This window comes from Paenibacillus sp. FSL W8-0919, from assembly GCF_038003785.1.
Classification (GTDB): domain Bacteria; phylum Bacillota; class Bacilli; order Paenibacillales; family Paenibacillaceae; genus Paenibacillus_AQ; species Paenibacillus_AQ lactis.
The window spans coordinates 932,584-949,521 of sequence record NZ_JBBOPV010000001.1 but is presented as its reverse complement, the minus strand read 5'-3'; the positions used below and the strand labels follow the sequence as shown (position 1 = coordinate 949,521).

Genomic DNA, 16,938 nt, shown 5'->3' with positions numbered 1-16,938 from the left:
GAACATGATGAAGATAAAAACATTGTTTATCGCTCCTTACCCGGCCATGACCCCGCTCATCGACGAATGCCGGCAAGAGGATCCCGATCTGGATATTCATATCGAGGTGGCGAACCTCCAGGAGGCGATTCCGCTTGCGCAGGCAGGAGAGTCTCAGGGCTATGACGTGATCATCAGCCGGGGCGGCACGGCCAAGCTGATCGAGCCCGAGGTGGCGATTCCGGTCATTGACGTTCATGTTTCGGGCTATGACATGCTGCGGGTGCTGACGCTGGCGAATGATTTTCCCGGAAAAAAAGCGATTGTCGGTTTCTCCAACATTACCCTTGGGGCCAAGGCCATTACCGATGTGCTGGATATCGAGATCGAGGTGTGCACGGTCGAGAAGGCAGGGGAGGTCGACTCGATTCTGGAGGAACTCAAAGACAAGGGCTATGAGCTGATTATGGGGGATGTCGTAACGATAGAGGCTGCCGCCAAGCACCGTCTGGAGGGCATTCTTATCCAGTCCGGGCGGGAAGCGATTTTTGAAGCGTTCCAAAGGGCGAAGTCGGTTCATCGCCTTTATCGGCGAAAGGAGTGGGAGATTTCCTTCCTCCAATCCCTGCTTGCCGAGACGGCCAACAACCTCATCGTGCTGGATCGCCAAGGCGAAGTGGTCTATCAAAACTGGATCGACTATGATTCCTGCCCTGTTCCGGTCGATGAATTAAGCGCAGGCATTCGGGAGAATCCGGATCAAACCCGTGTTCTGACGGTTCAGGAGCGCGGGCAGCGCAAGCTGAAGCAGAAGCGGATATTGAAATACATCCAGGGGAAGCCGTACTATCTGTTCGATTTCTCCGAAATGAAGGAGAGTACCGGACAAGTGGCCTTCCCTGTCGAGGCCGTATCCCAGCTGCCGATGATCATTGCCCGCAGCGAATCGATGGCCGGATGCCTCGCAGCAATGGAGCATCATCTCGAGAGCGACTCCTTCATCCTGATTGGGGAAACGGGTACCGGCAAGCAGCTGCTGTCACGCTACATTCACTTCAAGAAACACGACCGCAAGGGGCTGTACGCGGCATTGACGGCGAAGCAGGCCTTGACCGAGATCGAAGGCGAAGGCTTCGACGACGATATCAAAACGGTCTATATTAACGGAATCGACATGCTTAGTCCGAACGAGATTTCGAACCTTCAAGCTCTGGTGAGGGCTGAACGCAGCAGGGGGCGAACGGTGATACTGGCCTTCGAGAAGGAGGATCCGGTCTATCAATCGCTCCTGTTCGATGAGCAGTCCGTTCGCGTGAATGTGCCGGCACTGCGGGAGCGCAAGGAAGATATTAAGGCGCTGGCAACCTACTATATCGCTGCCTATCACGGAACGCTGGGCACATCGCCGGTCAAGCTGAAGGACGAAGCCGCGATGATGCTGGAAGGGTACAGCTGGCCGGGCAATGTGGCCGAATTAAGGACCTTGCTGAAGGATGCGGTGACGGAGGAAAAAGGCTATGTGATCGGGAGGGCGCAAATTTCCCGGCATCTTGGCAGGAAGCAGATACAGCATTCTGTAAACGCCCGTTTGCCGGCGGATTTTCTTCAAGGAACTTTGGATGAGATTGAAAAGCGGATTATTCATGCCGTCATGAAAGAAGAACATGATAATCAAACGCGCGTTGCGGAACGGCTGGGGATCAACCGCTCGACGCTGTGGCGAAAGCTGAAACAATAGTTTCAGCTTTTTTTGTTATGCTGATATATCTGCGTTTCATTATGCGTGAGGGGTATCGGTTCAGGAGGAACGGTCAGAATAAGGGAAGGCACGGAGTCAGGCTTTGAACCGGTAGTGTCTCATTTAGTTTGGCATCTTGGAGAAGGAAATATAGCTCTTTAGATAGAATGTTTAAAATTGCAACAATTTTTGAACAATGTGTTGCAAATTTTAGAGTAAGCATTTACAATAATCCCTGCAAGCGATTTCAATTATGAATCACTGTTTAATATTGAAACAATTATTGAAGGGGTGCTACAATAATGAAGATCAAAGCAGCTTTAGATCGAATTCCCGGAGGCATGATGGTAGTTCCGCTGCTTATTGCAGCAGTTATCAATACCTTCGCTCCGGATTTGCTTCGCATCGGTAATTTTACTGAGGCCTTGTTCGTAAACGGTTCAAGCACATTGATCGCGCTGTTCCTGCTCTGTACGGGGGCGCAGATCAACGTCAAATCGTTCGGCGTATCGGTCGGTAAAGGCGCGACGCTGCTCGTAACCAAGTGGATAGTAGGGGCGGCATTCGGCTTGATCGCTTATGCGTTTGCCGGCGAGAATGGATTGTGGCTCGGCCTGGCGCCGATTGCGGTCATCGCGGCGATGACCAATAGTAACGGGGGCTTGTTCGTGGCGTTGGTCGGCCAGTATGGCAGCAAAGAGGACCGCGCCGCCTATTCTTTGCTGGCATTGAATGACGGTCCGTTCCTGACCATGGTGGCCTTGTCGATCTTCGGTGCGATGGGATTCGTCGACGGCATGTTCTCGTTCGTCTCGTTCATCTCGGTGCTGCTGCCGATTCTCGTCGGTATGGTGCTGGGCAACCTGGACGAAGACATGCGCAAGTTTCTGGATAAAGGAAGCTCTATGCTGATTCCGTTCTTTGCATTCTCGCTCGGTATGGGCATCGATTTCGGCGCGATCGTGGAAGGCGGACTGTCCGGCATCATTCTTGGACTCTTGACGGTGTTTGTTACAGGTACTGCAGGTTACTTTGTATTTAAAGCGATGAAATGGAATCCGATTGTCGGAGCGGCTGAAGGCTCGACTGCAGGCAACGCGGTGGCGACGCCTGCTGCCATTGCTGCCGCCAATGCATCCTTCGCGGCCTTTACCGATATTGCAACCGTGCAGGTGGCGGCCTCTGTAGTAACGACGGCCATCCTGCTTCCGATCTATGTCGGCTTCCTGGTCAAACGGATGGAGAAGAAGGGATATTCATTTGAGCGGGAAGCGGAAACCGAAGTTTAAAGGTGTGATAAATGTGATCAATCAAATGGGAATTATCGCTGACGATCTGACGGGGGCGAACGATTCAGGCGTACAATTGGCGAAGAAAGGCCTCTCCTCGACCGTTATACTCGACTATCGTCAGAGCGGTGACGCTGCGCCTGCCGATGTGCTGATCGTGGATACAGACAGCCGGGCGAAGCAAGGTGCCGAAGCTTATGAAGCGGCATATGGAGCGGCCCATTATTTGAAACGGCATGGTTACGGGCATATTTATAAAAAGGTGGACTCGACGCTTCGGGGCAACATGGCGGAGGAGCTGAGGGCGGTGGAGCAGGTGTTCCGCCCGGATCTGATGTTGATTGCTCCGGCTTTTCCCAAGATGAACCGGGTAACCGTCGGCGGGCATCACTATGTGAACGGCTCGCTCATCACGGATACGGAATTTGCCAAGGACCCTAAGACGCCTGTTACGGAAAGCTTTATTCCTGGGCTTCTCCAGGCAGGGGCCGGCCGTGAGGTAGGGCTGATCGATGCGAGCCTGCTGCGGGGGCCCGCGGATGAGCTTGCGGCATATGTGAACCAAGCGATATCGCATGGGCAGACCTGGCTGGTCTGCGACAGTGAGTCCGAGCAGGATCTTCGGACCATCGCCGCCTTCTTCTCGAGCTGGGATCGATCGATCGTCTGGGCCGGTTCGGCCGGGCTGATCGAATACCTGCCAGAGGCTTTGGCTTTGAAGCCGTCAGGTAGCGGGGAGGAGGCTGAGGCGCTGGCGGGCAAAACGCTGGTTGTCTCCGGCAGCTTGTCCAGAACCACGCGGCAGCAGCTGACAAAGGTCGGCGAGATGGCGGAGGCCTGCATGCTGGAAGTGGATCCGGTCGACTTGGTCCGAGGCGATACAGATGCCGATCGTTACGTTCGAGCATTGGAAAAGAGCTCGGACAAGCCTTATGCTGTATTGTATGTGGACGGTTCCGAGCATAATCGCATCGCTGCGAAAGCAGCGGGAGATCAGCTTGGGCTGTCCTTGACGGAAGTAAGCGAAGCGATCTCTCGGGGACTCGGGCATATTACACGGGAGATTTTGCAGGCATTTGAGGATATTGAGGGGCTGGTGCTGACGGGCGGAGATACGGCGAAGGCGGTCTGCCAGGAGCTGGGGATCGGCGAAATGCAGCTCCATTCGGAGGCGGAGCCCGGACTGCCGTTCGGTAAGCTCCAAGGCAAGGGTCGCAGTTATTGGGCGATTACGAAAGCCGGAGGCTTTGGCCGTGACGAGTCGCTCGTTGATGCGTTGCAGTATATGACCACAAAGAAAAGGGTGAGAGTATGAGTGAGCGCAAACCGATAATCGGCATCACGATGGGCGATGCCGCTGGCGTCGGACCGGAGATTATTCTGAAGAGCCTCAAGCAAGGGGAGATGTATGAGATCAGCAGACCGTTCGTCATCGGGGACCGTAAGATCCTGGAGCGCGCGAAGACGTTCGTAAACAGCGATTTGGCCATCGAGAGCATTGCTGCGGACGAGCTGGAGCAGGCCGATTACCGTCTGGGCACGGTATACGTGCTGGATCTGGACTTGCTGCCGGGCGATCTGCCGGTCGGTCAAGTGTCGGCCGAGGCTGGACATGCCGCGTTTAAATATTTGGAAAGAGCCATTGAGCTGGCGAAGGAAAATCGCATTCAAGCAATTTGCACGGCTCCGCTGAATAAGGAGGCTCTTCACAAGGGCGGGCACAAATATCCGGGTCATACGGAGATTTTGGCAGACTTGACGGGAACGCAGGACTTCTCCATGATGCTGTCCGCGCCGAACCTGAAGGTCATCCATGTGACGACCCATGTCGGACTGATCGATGCCGTGAAGATGATCACGCCGGAGCGGGTATATCATGTGATCAAGCTGGCGCATGAGACGCTGCGGAAGGCGGGGATCGATGCGCCGAAGATTGCCGTGTGCGGGATTAACCCTCATGCCGGGGAGAACGGCCTCTTCGGGTACGGGGAAGAAGAGGAGAAAGTCATTCCGGCTGTTGAGAAAGCTCAGGCGGAAGGCATTGAGGTTGTGGGACCGCTCCCGGCGGATACGCTCTTCTTCCGGACGGTTCGCGGCGACTTCGATATCGTCGTGGCCATGTATCACGATCAGGGACACGGACCAGTCAAAGTGCTGGGCCTGGATGCGGGCGTCAACATTACGGTCGGGCTGCCGATCATCCGCACAAGTGTTGACCACGGCACGGCATTCGATATTGCCGGAACGGGCATCGCGGATGAGAAGAGCTTGATGGAAGCGATCCGCCAAGGGGCCGAGCTGGCGCCGAAGGCTTAACCGATCAGACTGTGAGTATCAACCAATATGCAGTCCTTTCTTGCCGGATAGCAGAAGGGGCTGTTTTTTTCATGAAGAGAGCGATGGCTGACCATTGGATGGGCAGGACTGCTTGAATCGTATTTCGATCCCGATGGATCTAGGCTTTATGCAGCTGTAAATCATATGGAGAAGCGACACTCGCTTTACAAAAATCTTTGGCGCTTATGTGAGATTAGATGCTAAGCGGCTTTGCATTTTTTCTTACGTAACAGGTCGCCCCTTGACTTCGGGAGTTATGATCAGGTATGATTTCCAATAACTTGAATATGCCAATGACAAGCGATGATGAGAAGAGTACCTAGGTAAGGTCCTTGACCAGAGAGCCCCGGCAGGTGAGAAGGGGTAAGGAATGAGCCTAAGGGAATATGGCCTCTGAGCTGCGCACCGAAGCTGATCCAAGCCGTAGGCTGCGCCGGAACCTGCACCCGTTACTGTGCTAGGGTATACGTGCATGGAATGCGCCGTACCCGAAGAGGTGAATGCTGTGAGGCATTCGTGAAATTGGGTGGTACCACGTGAGCACAAGCTCTCGTCCCTTTGGGATGAGGGCTTTTTTTGTTTGTGAAAAAAAGGAGGGATTATATGATGACCAACATTTTTATCGGGGGCGCGTGGCCTTACGCGAATGGATCGCTCCATTTGGGGAGGCTGGCGAGTCTGCTCCCTGGCGATGTATTGGCTCGTTATTTTCGGGCTAAAGGCGAGCGGGTGCTGTATGTATCCGGCAGCGATTGCCACGGAACGCCGGTGGAGGTTCAGGCCACTGCCGAGGGGATTGCTCCGCGGGATATTGCGGACCGGTACCATCAAGAATTTTCGGAATGCTTCCGGCGGCTTGGGTTTACCTACGATCTGTACACCCGTACAGACCAACCCTTCCATCACCGTATTGTACAGGAGCTGTTTTTAAAGCTTCAGGAGAACGGGCATTTATACCGGAAAACGATCCGGCAAGCGTATTGCGAGACCGACCACCGGTTTTTGCCGGACCGTTATGTGGAAGGGGACTGCCCGATATGCGGAAGCCGGGCTCGCGGCGACCAATGTGACGTATGCTCCGCTATTTTGGACCCTTCGGACCTGACGAACGTAGCCTGCAAAATTTGCGGCAACCCTCCGGTAGAACGCCCCACGGAGCATTTTTATGTACCGTTGTCCAAGTTTCAGGAAGATCTCGCGCAATACGTGAAGGAAGCTGAGGGCTGGCGGGAGAATGCGGTGCTGCAGAGCCGGCGATATCTGGAGGAGGGCTTGCGGGACCGGGCGGCTACAAGGGATTTGGACTGGGGGATCGACGTCCCGGTTCCGGGGCTTGAAGGGAAGAAAATCTATGTCTGGATCGAGGCGGTTAGCGGATATTTATCGGCAAGCAGGCAATGGGCCGCGGAAACGGGCGGAGATTGGGAGTCCTTTTGGCAGGAAGATGGCGACATTACCGCCTACTACGTTCACGGTAAGGATAATATTCCGTTCCATACGTTGATTTGGCCGGCGATTCTTAAAGGGGTAGGCGGACTGCATCTGCCGGATCGGATCTTGTCCTGCGAATATATGACCTTGGAAGGGAGAAAATTTTCGACAAGCCGAAACTGGGCGATCTGGGTGCCGGACCTTCTTAGCCGCTATCAGCCGGATTCGATCCGCTACTTCCTGATCGCCAACGGACCTGAGCATCGGGATACGGATTTCTCTTGGCTCGATTTTATTAACAGGCATAATGGTGAGCTGCTCGGGGCTTTCGGGAATTTGGTGAATCGGACGCTGGTTTTTATCGAAAAATCGTTTGGCGGCAAGATTCCTGAAGGGAATTTAGAAGAGGATTGGCGGAGGATCATCGAGCAATCGTATGTCGATACCGGAACGCTCATCGAACAAGGTCGTTTGAAGGAAGCCTTAGCCTCCGTCTTTCGGATCGTGCGCCAGGCTAACAAATTTTATGATGAGCGGAAGCCATGGCTTCAAATCAAGAATGACCCGGAGGCTTGCGGTCACACACTGCATACCTGTGTGCAAATCATCGCTAACCTTGCGAATCTTCTGCAGCCTTTTATTCCGTTCGCCTGTGATCGGATACGGGACTTTCTTGCGTTGGATGAGCCGGGCTGGTCTCGGTGCCATGTACCCGTAAATCGGACGGTATGCCAGTTGGCGAAGCTGTTTGAGCGCATTGATCCGAGCCGGATCGAGGAGGAGATGAGCCGCTTGGGTGGGGCTGATCTGCAATGACCCTTTTTAGGGATAAGGGGTCTTGGTTGCTGTATGATGTTGATCGGGTCGGCTGCGTCCAAAAGCCGGAAATCCGGGCCAAGAACATCCGGTAGTTTACCGAAATGTTGAAGAAGGAGAGAGCTACCCAAGCGGGTCGGTCGATGACTGCCCGCAAGAGTCAGCGCCCGGAAAGAAGGATTCCCGGGGACGGACAATATCCGTTATAATAGCGTTAACGAAAGAGGCAAGCGAGCATAATATAAGCAAGTTTATCAAGCGAAGAGGAGGCCGCTGAATGAATCAAGCCCGACCGCCCTGCTAATCCCTCGCCGTACTTCGTGCACGAGGTCCCCCCTCTGTATCCGGATTTGAAATAAGACAGTCCGATAAGAGAGGGAGCCGATAATGAACCATTCGATAAATATAAATGTGTGGAAGCTGCTGGCGATCCGCTTCTTCTACAGTCTCATTCCCGCGTACGTCATCGAACGATTGTACTGGGAAGATCGAGGCATGACGATTCCGATGGTCGTGTATGCGGAGATTATTTATGCCGTTACAATCGTGCTGCTGGAAGTGCCTAGCGGCATGATGGCCGACCGCTGGGGGCGGAAGACCATGATGCTGGTCTCCGCGCTCATGGGCTGCGCGGAGTTTCTGCTGCTCCTGTTCGCCGAGGCATTTTGGCATTTTGCGCTCGTTGTCGTTGTGGCGGCAATTGGCGGCGCGGCCAGCAGCGGGGCCGAGCAGGCGCTGCTGTATGAGTCGCTGCGAGAACGAGGGCGGGAGCGCTCCTTCGAGAAGTGGCTCGGCCGCTTGAACGCGGTGGATATAGCATCAACGGTGCTGGCGGCGCTGTGCGGCAGTCTGCTGGCAAGCCGTCTGCCTTACGAATTCAACTACGCGCTGTCGCTAATCAGCATGCTGGTCTGCCTCGGCTTGACCTTGACGCTGACGGAAGCGGGGTCGTCCGGGGACGGGGAGGAAAGTCCGATTCCAATCCGCGTGTACCTTACCGCATCATGGAGACTGTTCAGGGAGAACCGGGGGCTGCTATTGGTAATGCTGTCCGGCATGGTCACAGGGGCAGCCGTCAATTTCATCGATGAGTTCTGGCAGACATATTTAGAGCGTGTGGAGATTCCCGTGCTGTATTTCGGCCTGTTCTCCGCAGGCATCTTTCTGCTCAGGCTTCCGGGAAACTTACTGGCATTCGCGCTGAAGGAGCGGTTCAGCTACAGGCTGCTCTTAACCCTGGTTACCGGCGTGCTGGCAGCCTGCTTCTTCTGGCTTGCCGCCATGCGGGATAGCCGCTCGATAGCGGCATTGTTTGTCATATCCCTGTTCGCCGGGCTCGTCGAGCCATTGGCCGCAGGATATCTCCAACACCGGGCAGACTCCCGGATGCGGGCGACGACGGGGTCATTCCAGTCGTTGGGGGAGAAGGCGGTACTAATTGCAATCGGCTTAGGCTTCGGATACTTCTCGTCGAAATTCGATGTGTTCGGCGGATATGGCTTCATTGCCGTCATCTGCGCCTTGTATGCGTTGTATTTTCTAACCGCTTCGCGAAAAGCCGTTTAAACAATGCCTTGGTGCTGCAAGCTTTCCCTTAACATCGACAGCCTCAGATTGATTCAGGTGCTATTAGACCGCGCAGATTCCTGGATATATTTCCGTGTACGGGTGGTGGCGAGCACCTGCCCCAGCGCCGATGGCGATCCGAGCGACAACCTGTACAATCTTCAGACATTCTATGTTTTTAACAAAGACCTCGCAAGATCATCTTGCGGGTTTTTTGTTTTGGGGTGAGAAATTCATCCACCGTTTACGTCTATAGAGTACAGACCATGCATGGGCTCTGAAAGTTAGGAGGAATAACATGACTCAACCGCCGCAGGATGCGGAACTGATAGAACGGATTATCAACGGGGACAAGCAGCTGTTCGCTGTGTTGGTTGACCGGTATAAGAACAAAATATACGGAATTTTTTACGGAATGGGCGCCAGCCATCAGGATGCGCAGGACTTGGCCCAGGAGACCTTTATTCGGATATACCGCAACTTGCCAAGCCATCGCCAAGGCAGCAGCTTTTTCTCATGGATGTATACCATCGCTGTGAATTTGATGAGAGACCACCAGCGGAAAAAGAAGTCCGTTCTGACGTCAGATACGCCTGAAGCCGTATCGCCTGACGAAAAAACGCCCGAGCAGCAATTGCTGCACCAGGAGATGAAACGGGAAATCCACCAACAATTAGATGAGCTCCCTGAGCAATATCGTCTTGTCCTCCTGCTGAAATATACCAATGAGTTAAGCTATGAGGAAATAGCGGACATTGCCAATATGAGCACCTCTCAAGTGAAAAATGCCTTATACCGCGGCAAGAAAATGCTAAAAGCAAGAATCGAGCGCAAAGGAGGGATCCTGCTTGAAGCTAAAATCAAATGAGGAAGATCCAATGTGGGAGCATATGTTGTTCAGCCAGGGCACCGATACCGATTTCACACAAAAGGTCATGCAAAGCTTAGAAGAGGTCGAGATGGATTACAACAAACAGGGAAGTCATCAACGTTGGAAACGAGCCAAGCAGAGAAGACGGATGATCACCGCTGCCGCAGCACTCTCGCTGATTGTGATGGGCAGTTCCCTGCTGGCCTGGAAGCAGCCTGACCTGATACGCCAGGTCTCGAGCATCTTCAGTCCGCAACCGCAGACTATAGAAGAAAGTTTGCCTCCGGAATTAAAAGCTTGGACAGAAATGAGCGACTTGAGCTGGCTTGAAGATTATAAAAAATCCAAGCCGCTTGGCCTGGTGCAAACGCCTAAGATCAAGGTAGAAGACAAAGGCTACAGCTTTGAAATTGTGAATGTCATGGTGGACAGCTCCCGAATTGTCATTTCCGCCAAACAGACTGGACCTGATGGCAAAGAGCTGCAGAGTCCCTTGGAAGACGGCGGCCTGCAGGTGACCGATCTTGAAGGCAATGTGATCGCTTCGCTCGCAAGAGGAATTAATATGATGGACGGTCTGGAGGAATATGTGTTTATTTTTGATCAAACCGTACCTGACCGGATTCTCGTAACGGGAAATCCCGAATACATCAGAGAGTCAGTGGACAATCAGGAGACGGGGCGTTTTGAGCGCAAGCAAGTCGAGGTCGATTGGGACTTCCGATTTCAGATTGATATGAAAAAAGCCAAGCAATTCGAACACCGGGATATACTGGATGCGAAGTATACAACACCGGAGGGGCTTGTGGTCAGTATGGAACAGATGATCCGTACCCCGAACGGCATTCGTTTGGATATGGGCTTTAAGCTAAAGGATATGCTTGCCAGCAAGGCAACTGCCGACTGGGGAGACGATCTCCACATTTGGTACCATCTTGAAACGGATCAACCGCAGAAGATATTGCGCTTTGGGGATGGGATCGGAAGACACTCTGTCAAAATCCAGGGGCTGCCCACTGTCAATGAGGACAACGGCACATTACCTTGGTCTGAAACATGGTATACAGGCACTGTTCCGCCCGAGACCAAGAATATACGATTCGTATTGGACGGATACAGCCTGCCTGTTAAGGACGAAGCTGCTGTTCACATCCATATGGAAAAGCTGGAACAAACCCCCGTTGTCTTCAAACATGAGGGAGACCAAATTACGATCACGGGCTCGAGTATGGAGAAGGATGCGGTGAAATCCAACGGCAACGTTCTGCGGCTTCATGCCAAAGGCCGTTATACAAATAACGTCACTAGAGACCAATGGATCGCTTTGGACAGCAATGGTGAAGAATATCCGGTTGAAATTGAGGGATCCGGCAGCGCGAACGAGGACGGAACAGCAGAGTGGATAATGGATTTTGTCGTAGCAGGAGTGGACCCTAACTTATCTGAATTGACCTTAAAGCGTACGGTGGTAGACAAAAGATTCACCGACGTGAATTGGGCCGTCGATCTCCCTTCCTACACAAGCTTGCCGTGGGAAAGTCTTGCGGAAAATAAATAAACTGCACCCCATCAAGTAGACAATTCAAAAATAAAATTATCAATTAAGCGGCCTTGGTCCTGGAATTCCATCGGATAAGGCTGTTTAATTTTGCTTGCTTTACTGCACGGGGCTTAAGATCAGCATTAATAAAAATCTCCCCCTACGGCATCCAGGCTTTTGTTATTTCACCTGTCTGCCGTAAGGGGAGCATATCAAAAGGGGGTCCCTGCTATTTTAAAATTTACCCGAGCAAAGGAGGCTTCAGACAGCGCAGGCTTTCTTCATCCGTTCATCCGTTTACTCATGTATCCAATCGGAAAGCGCCGAGACGAATGCTTCAGGCTCCTCCAGCATCGGATTATGGCCGCTGGCTTCAAAAACAACCTTGCGTACATGGCCATACCGTTCATCTACGGGATCCCACAGCGATACCGGACCGACTAGGTAGTCATACCGTCCGAGTCCGAGGAATACGGGGGTGCGCAGCTCCGCCAGCAGCGGAATCAGATTTTGCTCAGCGAAGGTCCTGCCCCATAAATCATCGATGACGGGCATATTGGTGTAGACTCCGTCCCACATTGGCGAGGCGTCAAAGGTATAATCATGAAAGCTGTGCGCGCCCATGCGGATACACATATGCACAAACCGTCTCTCGGGCTCCTTCGCGAGATCTCCCTCAAGCAGGGCGATGTCCTGCTCGAATTGCCGTTTACGCTCCGGACTGGCGGTATCCTGGAAGAAGGCCAGGCTCTGCTGCTGCCGCTGCGGGCTGTTGGTCGGTGCGGTGTTCAGCAGTATAAGCTTGCTGACAGCCTCTGGATAACGGCGGGCGTAAGCCGCCGCCATGAAGGCATGCCCGGAATGGCCCATTAGCACAAGATCCTTCAAGCCAAGTGCTTGCCTCGCGGTCTCGATATCCTCCACGATGCGGTCCAGCGTATAATCTTCCGGCTGAAGAGGCCGCGGCGGCTTCACAAACCCCCTGTGGTCAAGGGCAATCAATTGGAATGCTGTATAAAAATGCTCCGAAAACAAGCGTGGATAATACACACTGCTTCCTACGGCAAGAATGGGTTGACCTTGCCCGCGGACTGCATAGTTCAATGCAAATCCACCGCTCATGATCGTGCCGTTTCTGTTCATGTTCATCGTCCTCTTTTCGTTTATATTCGTTAAGCATCAACTCCTTTCACGAAATATCCCATCACATTCTCCATCGAACGCTCCAGCATTTCATGCTCACCTCGATTACATCATGGTTGTTTGATGCCAGTATACCGGAAACTCGGAAATGGTGGGTATAGGTTTTTAATTGATTGTAATAAGACCATAGGCTAAAGCTTATCGAACATCGTCCGCTCTGCTTCTTCTGTGAATGGTACGTGGTCAGGTGCATGCTTGGATGGCTGTCGACCCAACTTACATTGTGGACCATTTCAGCCGGGATTGGCTGAAACGCATGCATGTTTTCGGACTCTACCGCTTCCGGAACAGGGCCGTCCACAGGAAAGACTCCCCAAACAGCGGGCCGGGCTGCTCCATGCTCCGCATTCGCCGGAACTCGACTGACTCGAAGGATTTGAAAATATCCCGCAGCTTCTCCTCCGTGTACCCGAGGCCTCCTTTCAGGCTTCGCTCCCGGTATACGTCCCAATCCGACATCTCTGCCCCCATGCCGCCTGCGGCAAAACAGACAAGGCCGAAGAAGCCGCCGGGCTTTAAGCAGGTGTTCAGCATTTGCAGGTAGCTGATTCTCCGGTGCGGAGCAATATGATGAAAGCAGCCGCAGTCGTACACGAAATCGTAGGCGTTCGGGGAGAGTTTTAGCTCGAACAGATTACGGCAGTGGAACTGCACCTCGGCATTCAGGGCATCGGCACTTCGCCTTGTTTGACTTTAGCCATTTTTTATATAGGTCAGGCCGCAGGACCATCGTACAATGAAGGCAAAAGGGGGAAGCGAAGCTTGAATATACGAATCATACGAAACTTCCGGCAGGACGACATGCCTTTGCTCGGAGCGTTATACGAGGCCGTGCGCCAAGGGGACGGACTGTTCTGGTGGGTGGGCGATGAAGACAACTGGACGAACGTCTTCTGCGCATTTGAAGAGGGGAAGATGGTTGCCAAAGGACAGGTGGCTGTCATCAATGTGCTTCCGGAGGATTGCACGGAAAACTGCAAGCACCATATTTACGTAAATTTGAAAACCATCCCCGAACGGGAGCGGGATGCTGAGCTGCTGGAGGAATTGTACCAACGTCTCTACGCCCGGGCGCTCGAGCTGAACGAGACGCTGCCCGGTCATCACGGCACTTATTTGTGTGTCGGTAATTTTGCCCATGAGGAGAGGAATACGGCTTTTTTCACAGAGGAAAAAGGATTTAGGCCGCTGGAGAACCTGTACTCCATGGTCCGCTCCTTGAACGAGCCGATCCCTTCATTTGCGATTGATGAGAACTTTAGCTGTCAGTTATGGGACATGCAGACCGAGCGGGAGGAAGCGAGGTATCTGAAGCTGGAGGCCGAGGTATGGCCGGATGCACCGCTTGGCTTGAACCGGCTCCGGGAATACAAGGCGAAAAAGAATTGGACGGCGATCATCGTCGCTGAGGGAGAGCAGATTGCAGCCAGTGTCATGGCATGGCGGGAGGAGGAAGGTGAGGGCGTCATTGAGGACGTGTTCGTCCGCGAGCCTTGGCGCCGGCAAGGGCTTGCAAAATACTTGTTAAGCCGGGCGATGGATTATTTGCGGGAACACGGCTCGGAAACGGCGGAGCTGGTAGTGAAAGCGGCGAATGCCTCGGCCTTGTCGCTCTATCAATCGGTCGGATTCGCCCAAGCCGGGGAAGAGCAGCGATTCTATCTGCCGATCCCGTGAGGAGGAGCATGACAAAAAGGAGAAACGCTGCCGTTTCGGCTGCGATTCTCCTTAATTTTATGATTTCCGTCGAAAAACGGCCGCGATGCTAAGAACGAAGCCGAAGTCGATGATCATGAGGAACACTCCGAGCAGCACAATGCTGTCGGCCCCCATTTGCGTAATATGGTACAGCAGGAGTAGTTCGATCCCGAACAATGTGCTCTGGCTGCCGAGTAATAACAGATGCAGCGATTTTCGCCTGAAGACTGTCAGCGCATATACGGCCCCCACGATAAGCGAGAAATCGCGGCGTCAATTAAAGTGATCAATCTACTTCCTCCCTGTTAGAAAGGCGTTAAGCCGGAGCAGGGCTGTCTCCATCTTTCACATTCGGGTTAACAGCAAGAATATCCTCCGTAACCTTCCACAGCTTCGGCAAGTATTGCAAGGCTAATTCCGCTCTGCTGAACAGGTCATCCCTGCCGGTGATGCCGAGGTCGGCAAGGAGCGAATCAAAGGCCGGCCGGTACTCCTGCTGCAACTCCGGGGTTGCATCAGCTGCCAGGATGGCATGGCAGCGGGCGTACGTGGCGACCATCCAGAAGACGGCCTCCCGGTGGTTCCCCCGGGCGATCAGCTCCCGGCTGCCGTCGATGGCAATCGGCCTGGCCTCCGGCGTAATATCGCTGCTGAAGAAGAAGGGCGTCTTGGCAACAGCGCTGGCTGCATCAAAGGTGCGGGCAAGACCCTCAAGATGCCCCAAAGCTTGATTTTGAGTCATCAGCTGACAGCCCAGCAGCTCCAGCAGCTCGCTGTACACCTCATCATAACCATATGCTCTCAGCACATCGCGGGCCGCCAAATACCTGAGCCGAACAGTTGGATTACGAAGGTCGGCAACCAGCAGCAAATGCGTCGTAATCCCGGTGGGAAACAGCCAGGAAGTTACCTGCTGGTGCCAAGGTGCGTCCTTCTGGATGGAGCGAAGACCTGTTATGATGCGCTCCCGGATACTTTCGCAGCGGCGCATGACCCAGGCCCGGTCAGCGAATTGACGGGCAACGGCAGCCTGCAGCTTGCGAAGCTGTCCGGATGGATCGGCAATCAGTGTGTCCACGCGAAAGCTGCCGGCCAAATGATGAGAGGATAGCACCCGCTCGGGCGAAGCAAGGTCCTGCCACGACAAATAAGTGACCTCAATCAAGGCGTCCTGGTAACGAAACTTTCCAGGCTTCATCGGAGGCTCTGCGCGATCGGTAACGACCACAACGTCGATATCGGAGGATGGCGCGATCTCGGCGTCGTCCGCCTTTCCTACGGTGGAGCCGCTGAAGTAGGCACCCATAAAGCCGGGCTCGCTGCCTGCATGCTGCAGCACCCAATCCGCTGCGGCCGCCCGAGCTGATCCAACGTTCATAACCCGATTTCCTCCCCTATCTGCATAGTGTTGTATTCACTTAGAAAAAACATCCTGATCTTCTTACCATTATATTGACTTCCATTTAGTAGTACAACTACAGTACCATTGATCGATCAATCACTTATTTTGCTCCAGCACCGATTCTGCTCCATGCCCCTGCCGTACTAAAAAAGGACATTTCCTCCGGATGGATCCCTCAAGATCCCGAAGTAGAAATGTCCCTTTGCTATGATTACATCTCAGCGATAACAAGCTCAGTCCCCGTCTTCTTGAATTTCGGAATAAAGCCTCGATTCACGTTGGAGTCGGTCACGATATAATCGATTTTGTCGAGCGAAGCAATCGACACGGTCACGTCCTTGCCGAATTTGGTGCTGTCGGCCATCACGTAGACCTCCTTGGACAGCTCGATCATCTTTTTGCGGGTAATGGCTTCCTCCAGATTGTAATCGGAGATGCCCCGCTCGATCGTAATGCCGCTGCAGCATATGAAGGCTTTCTGCACATTTAGCTCGTGAAAATTAAAGATATACTCATACGCAACGACCGACTGCTCCTCGCGCCGTATTTTTCCTCCGATCATGATCAGCTCCACGTCGCTGTCCATCAGCTCCATCGCAACCGGAAGCGAATTCGTTACGACAGTGAGCTTCTTCCGGAGTTTCACGTACTTGGCGATCTGGTAGGTCGTCGAGCCGCTGTCGATATAGATACAGTCGCCTTCTGCGACAAATTCGCTGCATTTGCGGGCGATCCGGTCCTTCTCCTCCAGATGGCTGACCATGCGCTCATCCATGGAGGATTCGCCGAACCGGGACTCCGCAAGCTTCACGCCGCCGTATATTTTCTCGATCCGCCCTTGGTCGGTCAGAATATTCAGGTCCCGGCGCAGCGTATCTACAGAAATCTTCAGCTCATCGGTCAGCTCCGTGATCTTCATGACTTTTCGAATTGTCAGCAGTTCAATGATTTTCTGTTGCCTCTCCAGCGGAAACATGCCCCTCACCCATCCCATCAGCATTAGCCGAAGCCTCGTTTTTTCATGTCCAGTTTACCGATTTTCCCCTGCTTATTCAATAGAGTATCCCA

General features: G+C 53.4%; 13 protein-coding genes and 1 pseudogene. 9 read left to right on the top strand and 5 right to left on the bottom strand.

All coding sequences use genetic code 11. The annotated features are described in order from the left end of the window. Window positions 1–7 precede the first annotated feature (7 nt). From NST44_RS03965 to NST44_RS03930, 8 genes are all read left to right on the top strand, one after another. Entirely contained in the window at window positions 8–1,717 is a 1,710-nt protein-coding gene (locus tag NST44_RS03965; protein ID WP_340897899.1) for a sigma-54-dependent transcriptional regulator, read from the top strand. A gap of 302 nt (window positions 1,718–2,019) precedes the next feature. After that, complete coding sequence (locus NST44_RS03960; protein ID WP_213613363.1) at window positions 2,020–3,006, top strand: 2-keto-3-deoxygluconate permease; 987 nt, start codon at window positions 2,020–2,022, stop codon at window positions 3,004–3,006. Between the two features lie 13 nt (window positions 3,007–3,019). Next, window positions 3,020–4,321, top strand: coding sequence for a four-carbon acid sugar kinase family protein (locus NST44_RS03955; RefSeq protein ID WP_085978429.1), 1,302 nt, complete (start codon window positions 3,020–3,022; stop codon window positions 4,319–4,321). Beyond that, a complete protein-coding gene (gene pdxA, locus NST44_RS03950; RefSeq protein ID WP_210094337.1) occupies window positions 4,318–5,322 on the top strand; it encodes a 4-hydroxythreonine-4-phosphate dehydrogenase PdxA in 1,005 nt (334 codons plus the stop codon). Before NST44_RS03955 ends, pdxA begins: the two co-directional genes overlap by 4 nt. Window positions 5,323–5,949: 627 nt before the next feature. Next, the gene (metG, locus tag NST44_RS03945; protein WP_040740348.1) at window positions 5,950–7,590 is read left to right on the top strand and encodes a methionine--tRNA ligase; all 1,641 of its coding nucleotides are present in this window, start codon (window positions 5,950–5,952) and stop codon (window positions 7,588–7,590) included. A gap of 387 nt (window positions 7,591–7,977) precedes the next feature. Further along, window positions 7,978–9,156, top strand: coding sequence for an MFS transporter (locus NST44_RS03940; protein ID WP_210094336.1), 1,179 nt, complete (start codon window positions 7,978–7,980; stop codon window positions 9,154–9,156). 298 nt (window positions 9,157–9,454) lie between these two features. Continuing rightward, entirely contained in the window at window positions 9,455–10,024 is a 570-nt protein-coding gene (locus NST44_RS03935; RefSeq protein WP_213613361.1) for an RNA polymerase sigma factor, read from the top strand. Further along, window positions 10,005–11,585 carry a DUF4179 domain-containing protein gene (locus tag NST44_RS03930; RefSeq protein ID WP_213613359.1) on the top strand — a complete coding sequence of 527 codons (1,581 nt, stop codon included), beginning with the start codon at window positions 10,005–10,007 and terminating at the stop codon, window positions 11,583–11,585. Before NST44_RS03935 ends, NST44_RS03930 begins: the two co-directional genes overlap by 20 nt. Window positions 11,586–11,864: 279 nt before the next feature. On the opposite strand, the gene NST44_RS03925 is transcribed toward NST44_RS03930, so the two are convergent. Further along, window positions 11,865–12,710 (bottom strand): alpha/beta fold hydrolase, encoded by an 846-nt coding sequence (locus tag NST44_RS03925; protein ID WP_213613457.1) that lies wholly within the window; start codon window positions 12,708–12,710, stop codon window positions 11,865–11,867. Window positions 12,711–13,043: 333 nt separating this feature from the next. Next, a pseudogene (locus NST44_RS03920) lies at window positions 13,044–13,445 on the bottom strand (class I SAM-dependent methyltransferase); the annotation flags it as partial. An 87-nt stretch (window positions 13,446–13,532) separates the two neighbouring features. On the opposite strand from NST44_RS03920, the gene NST44_RS03915 reads away from it, so the two are divergent. Then, on the top strand, window positions 13,533–14,447 hold the full coding sequence (locus tag NST44_RS03915; RefSeq protein WP_244869065.1) for a GNAT family N-acetyltransferase: 915 nt from the start codon (window positions 13,533–13,535) through the stop codon (window positions 14,445–14,447). Between the two features lie 57 nt (window positions 14,448–14,504). Here the strand turns inward: NST44_RS03915 and NST44_RS03910 are convergent, their stop codons facing one another. The 3 genes from NST44_RS03910 to NST44_RS03900 all read right to left on the bottom strand — a co-directional run bounded on the left by NST44_RS03910 (window position 14,505) and on the right by NST44_RS03900 (window position 16,870). Next, a complete protein-coding gene (locus NST44_RS03910) occupies window positions 14,505–14,720 on the bottom strand; it encodes a hypothetical protein (protein WP_213613357.1) in 216 nt (71 codons plus the stop codon). 64 nt (window positions 14,721–14,784) lie between these two features. After that, the gene (locus tag NST44_RS03905; RefSeq protein WP_028406755.1) at window positions 14,785–15,846 is read right to left on the bottom strand and encodes a hypothetical protein; all 1,062 of its coding nucleotides are present in this window, start codon (window positions 15,844–15,846) and stop codon (window positions 14,785–14,787) included. Window positions 15,847–16,081: 235 nt separating this feature from the next. Next, complete coding sequence (locus NST44_RS03900) at window positions 16,082–16,870, bottom strand: DeoR/GlpR family DNA-binding transcription regulator (RefSeq protein WP_232239414.1); 789 nt, start codon at window positions 16,868–16,870, stop codon at window positions 16,082–16,084. Window positions 16,871–16,938: the final 68 nt, after the last annotated feature.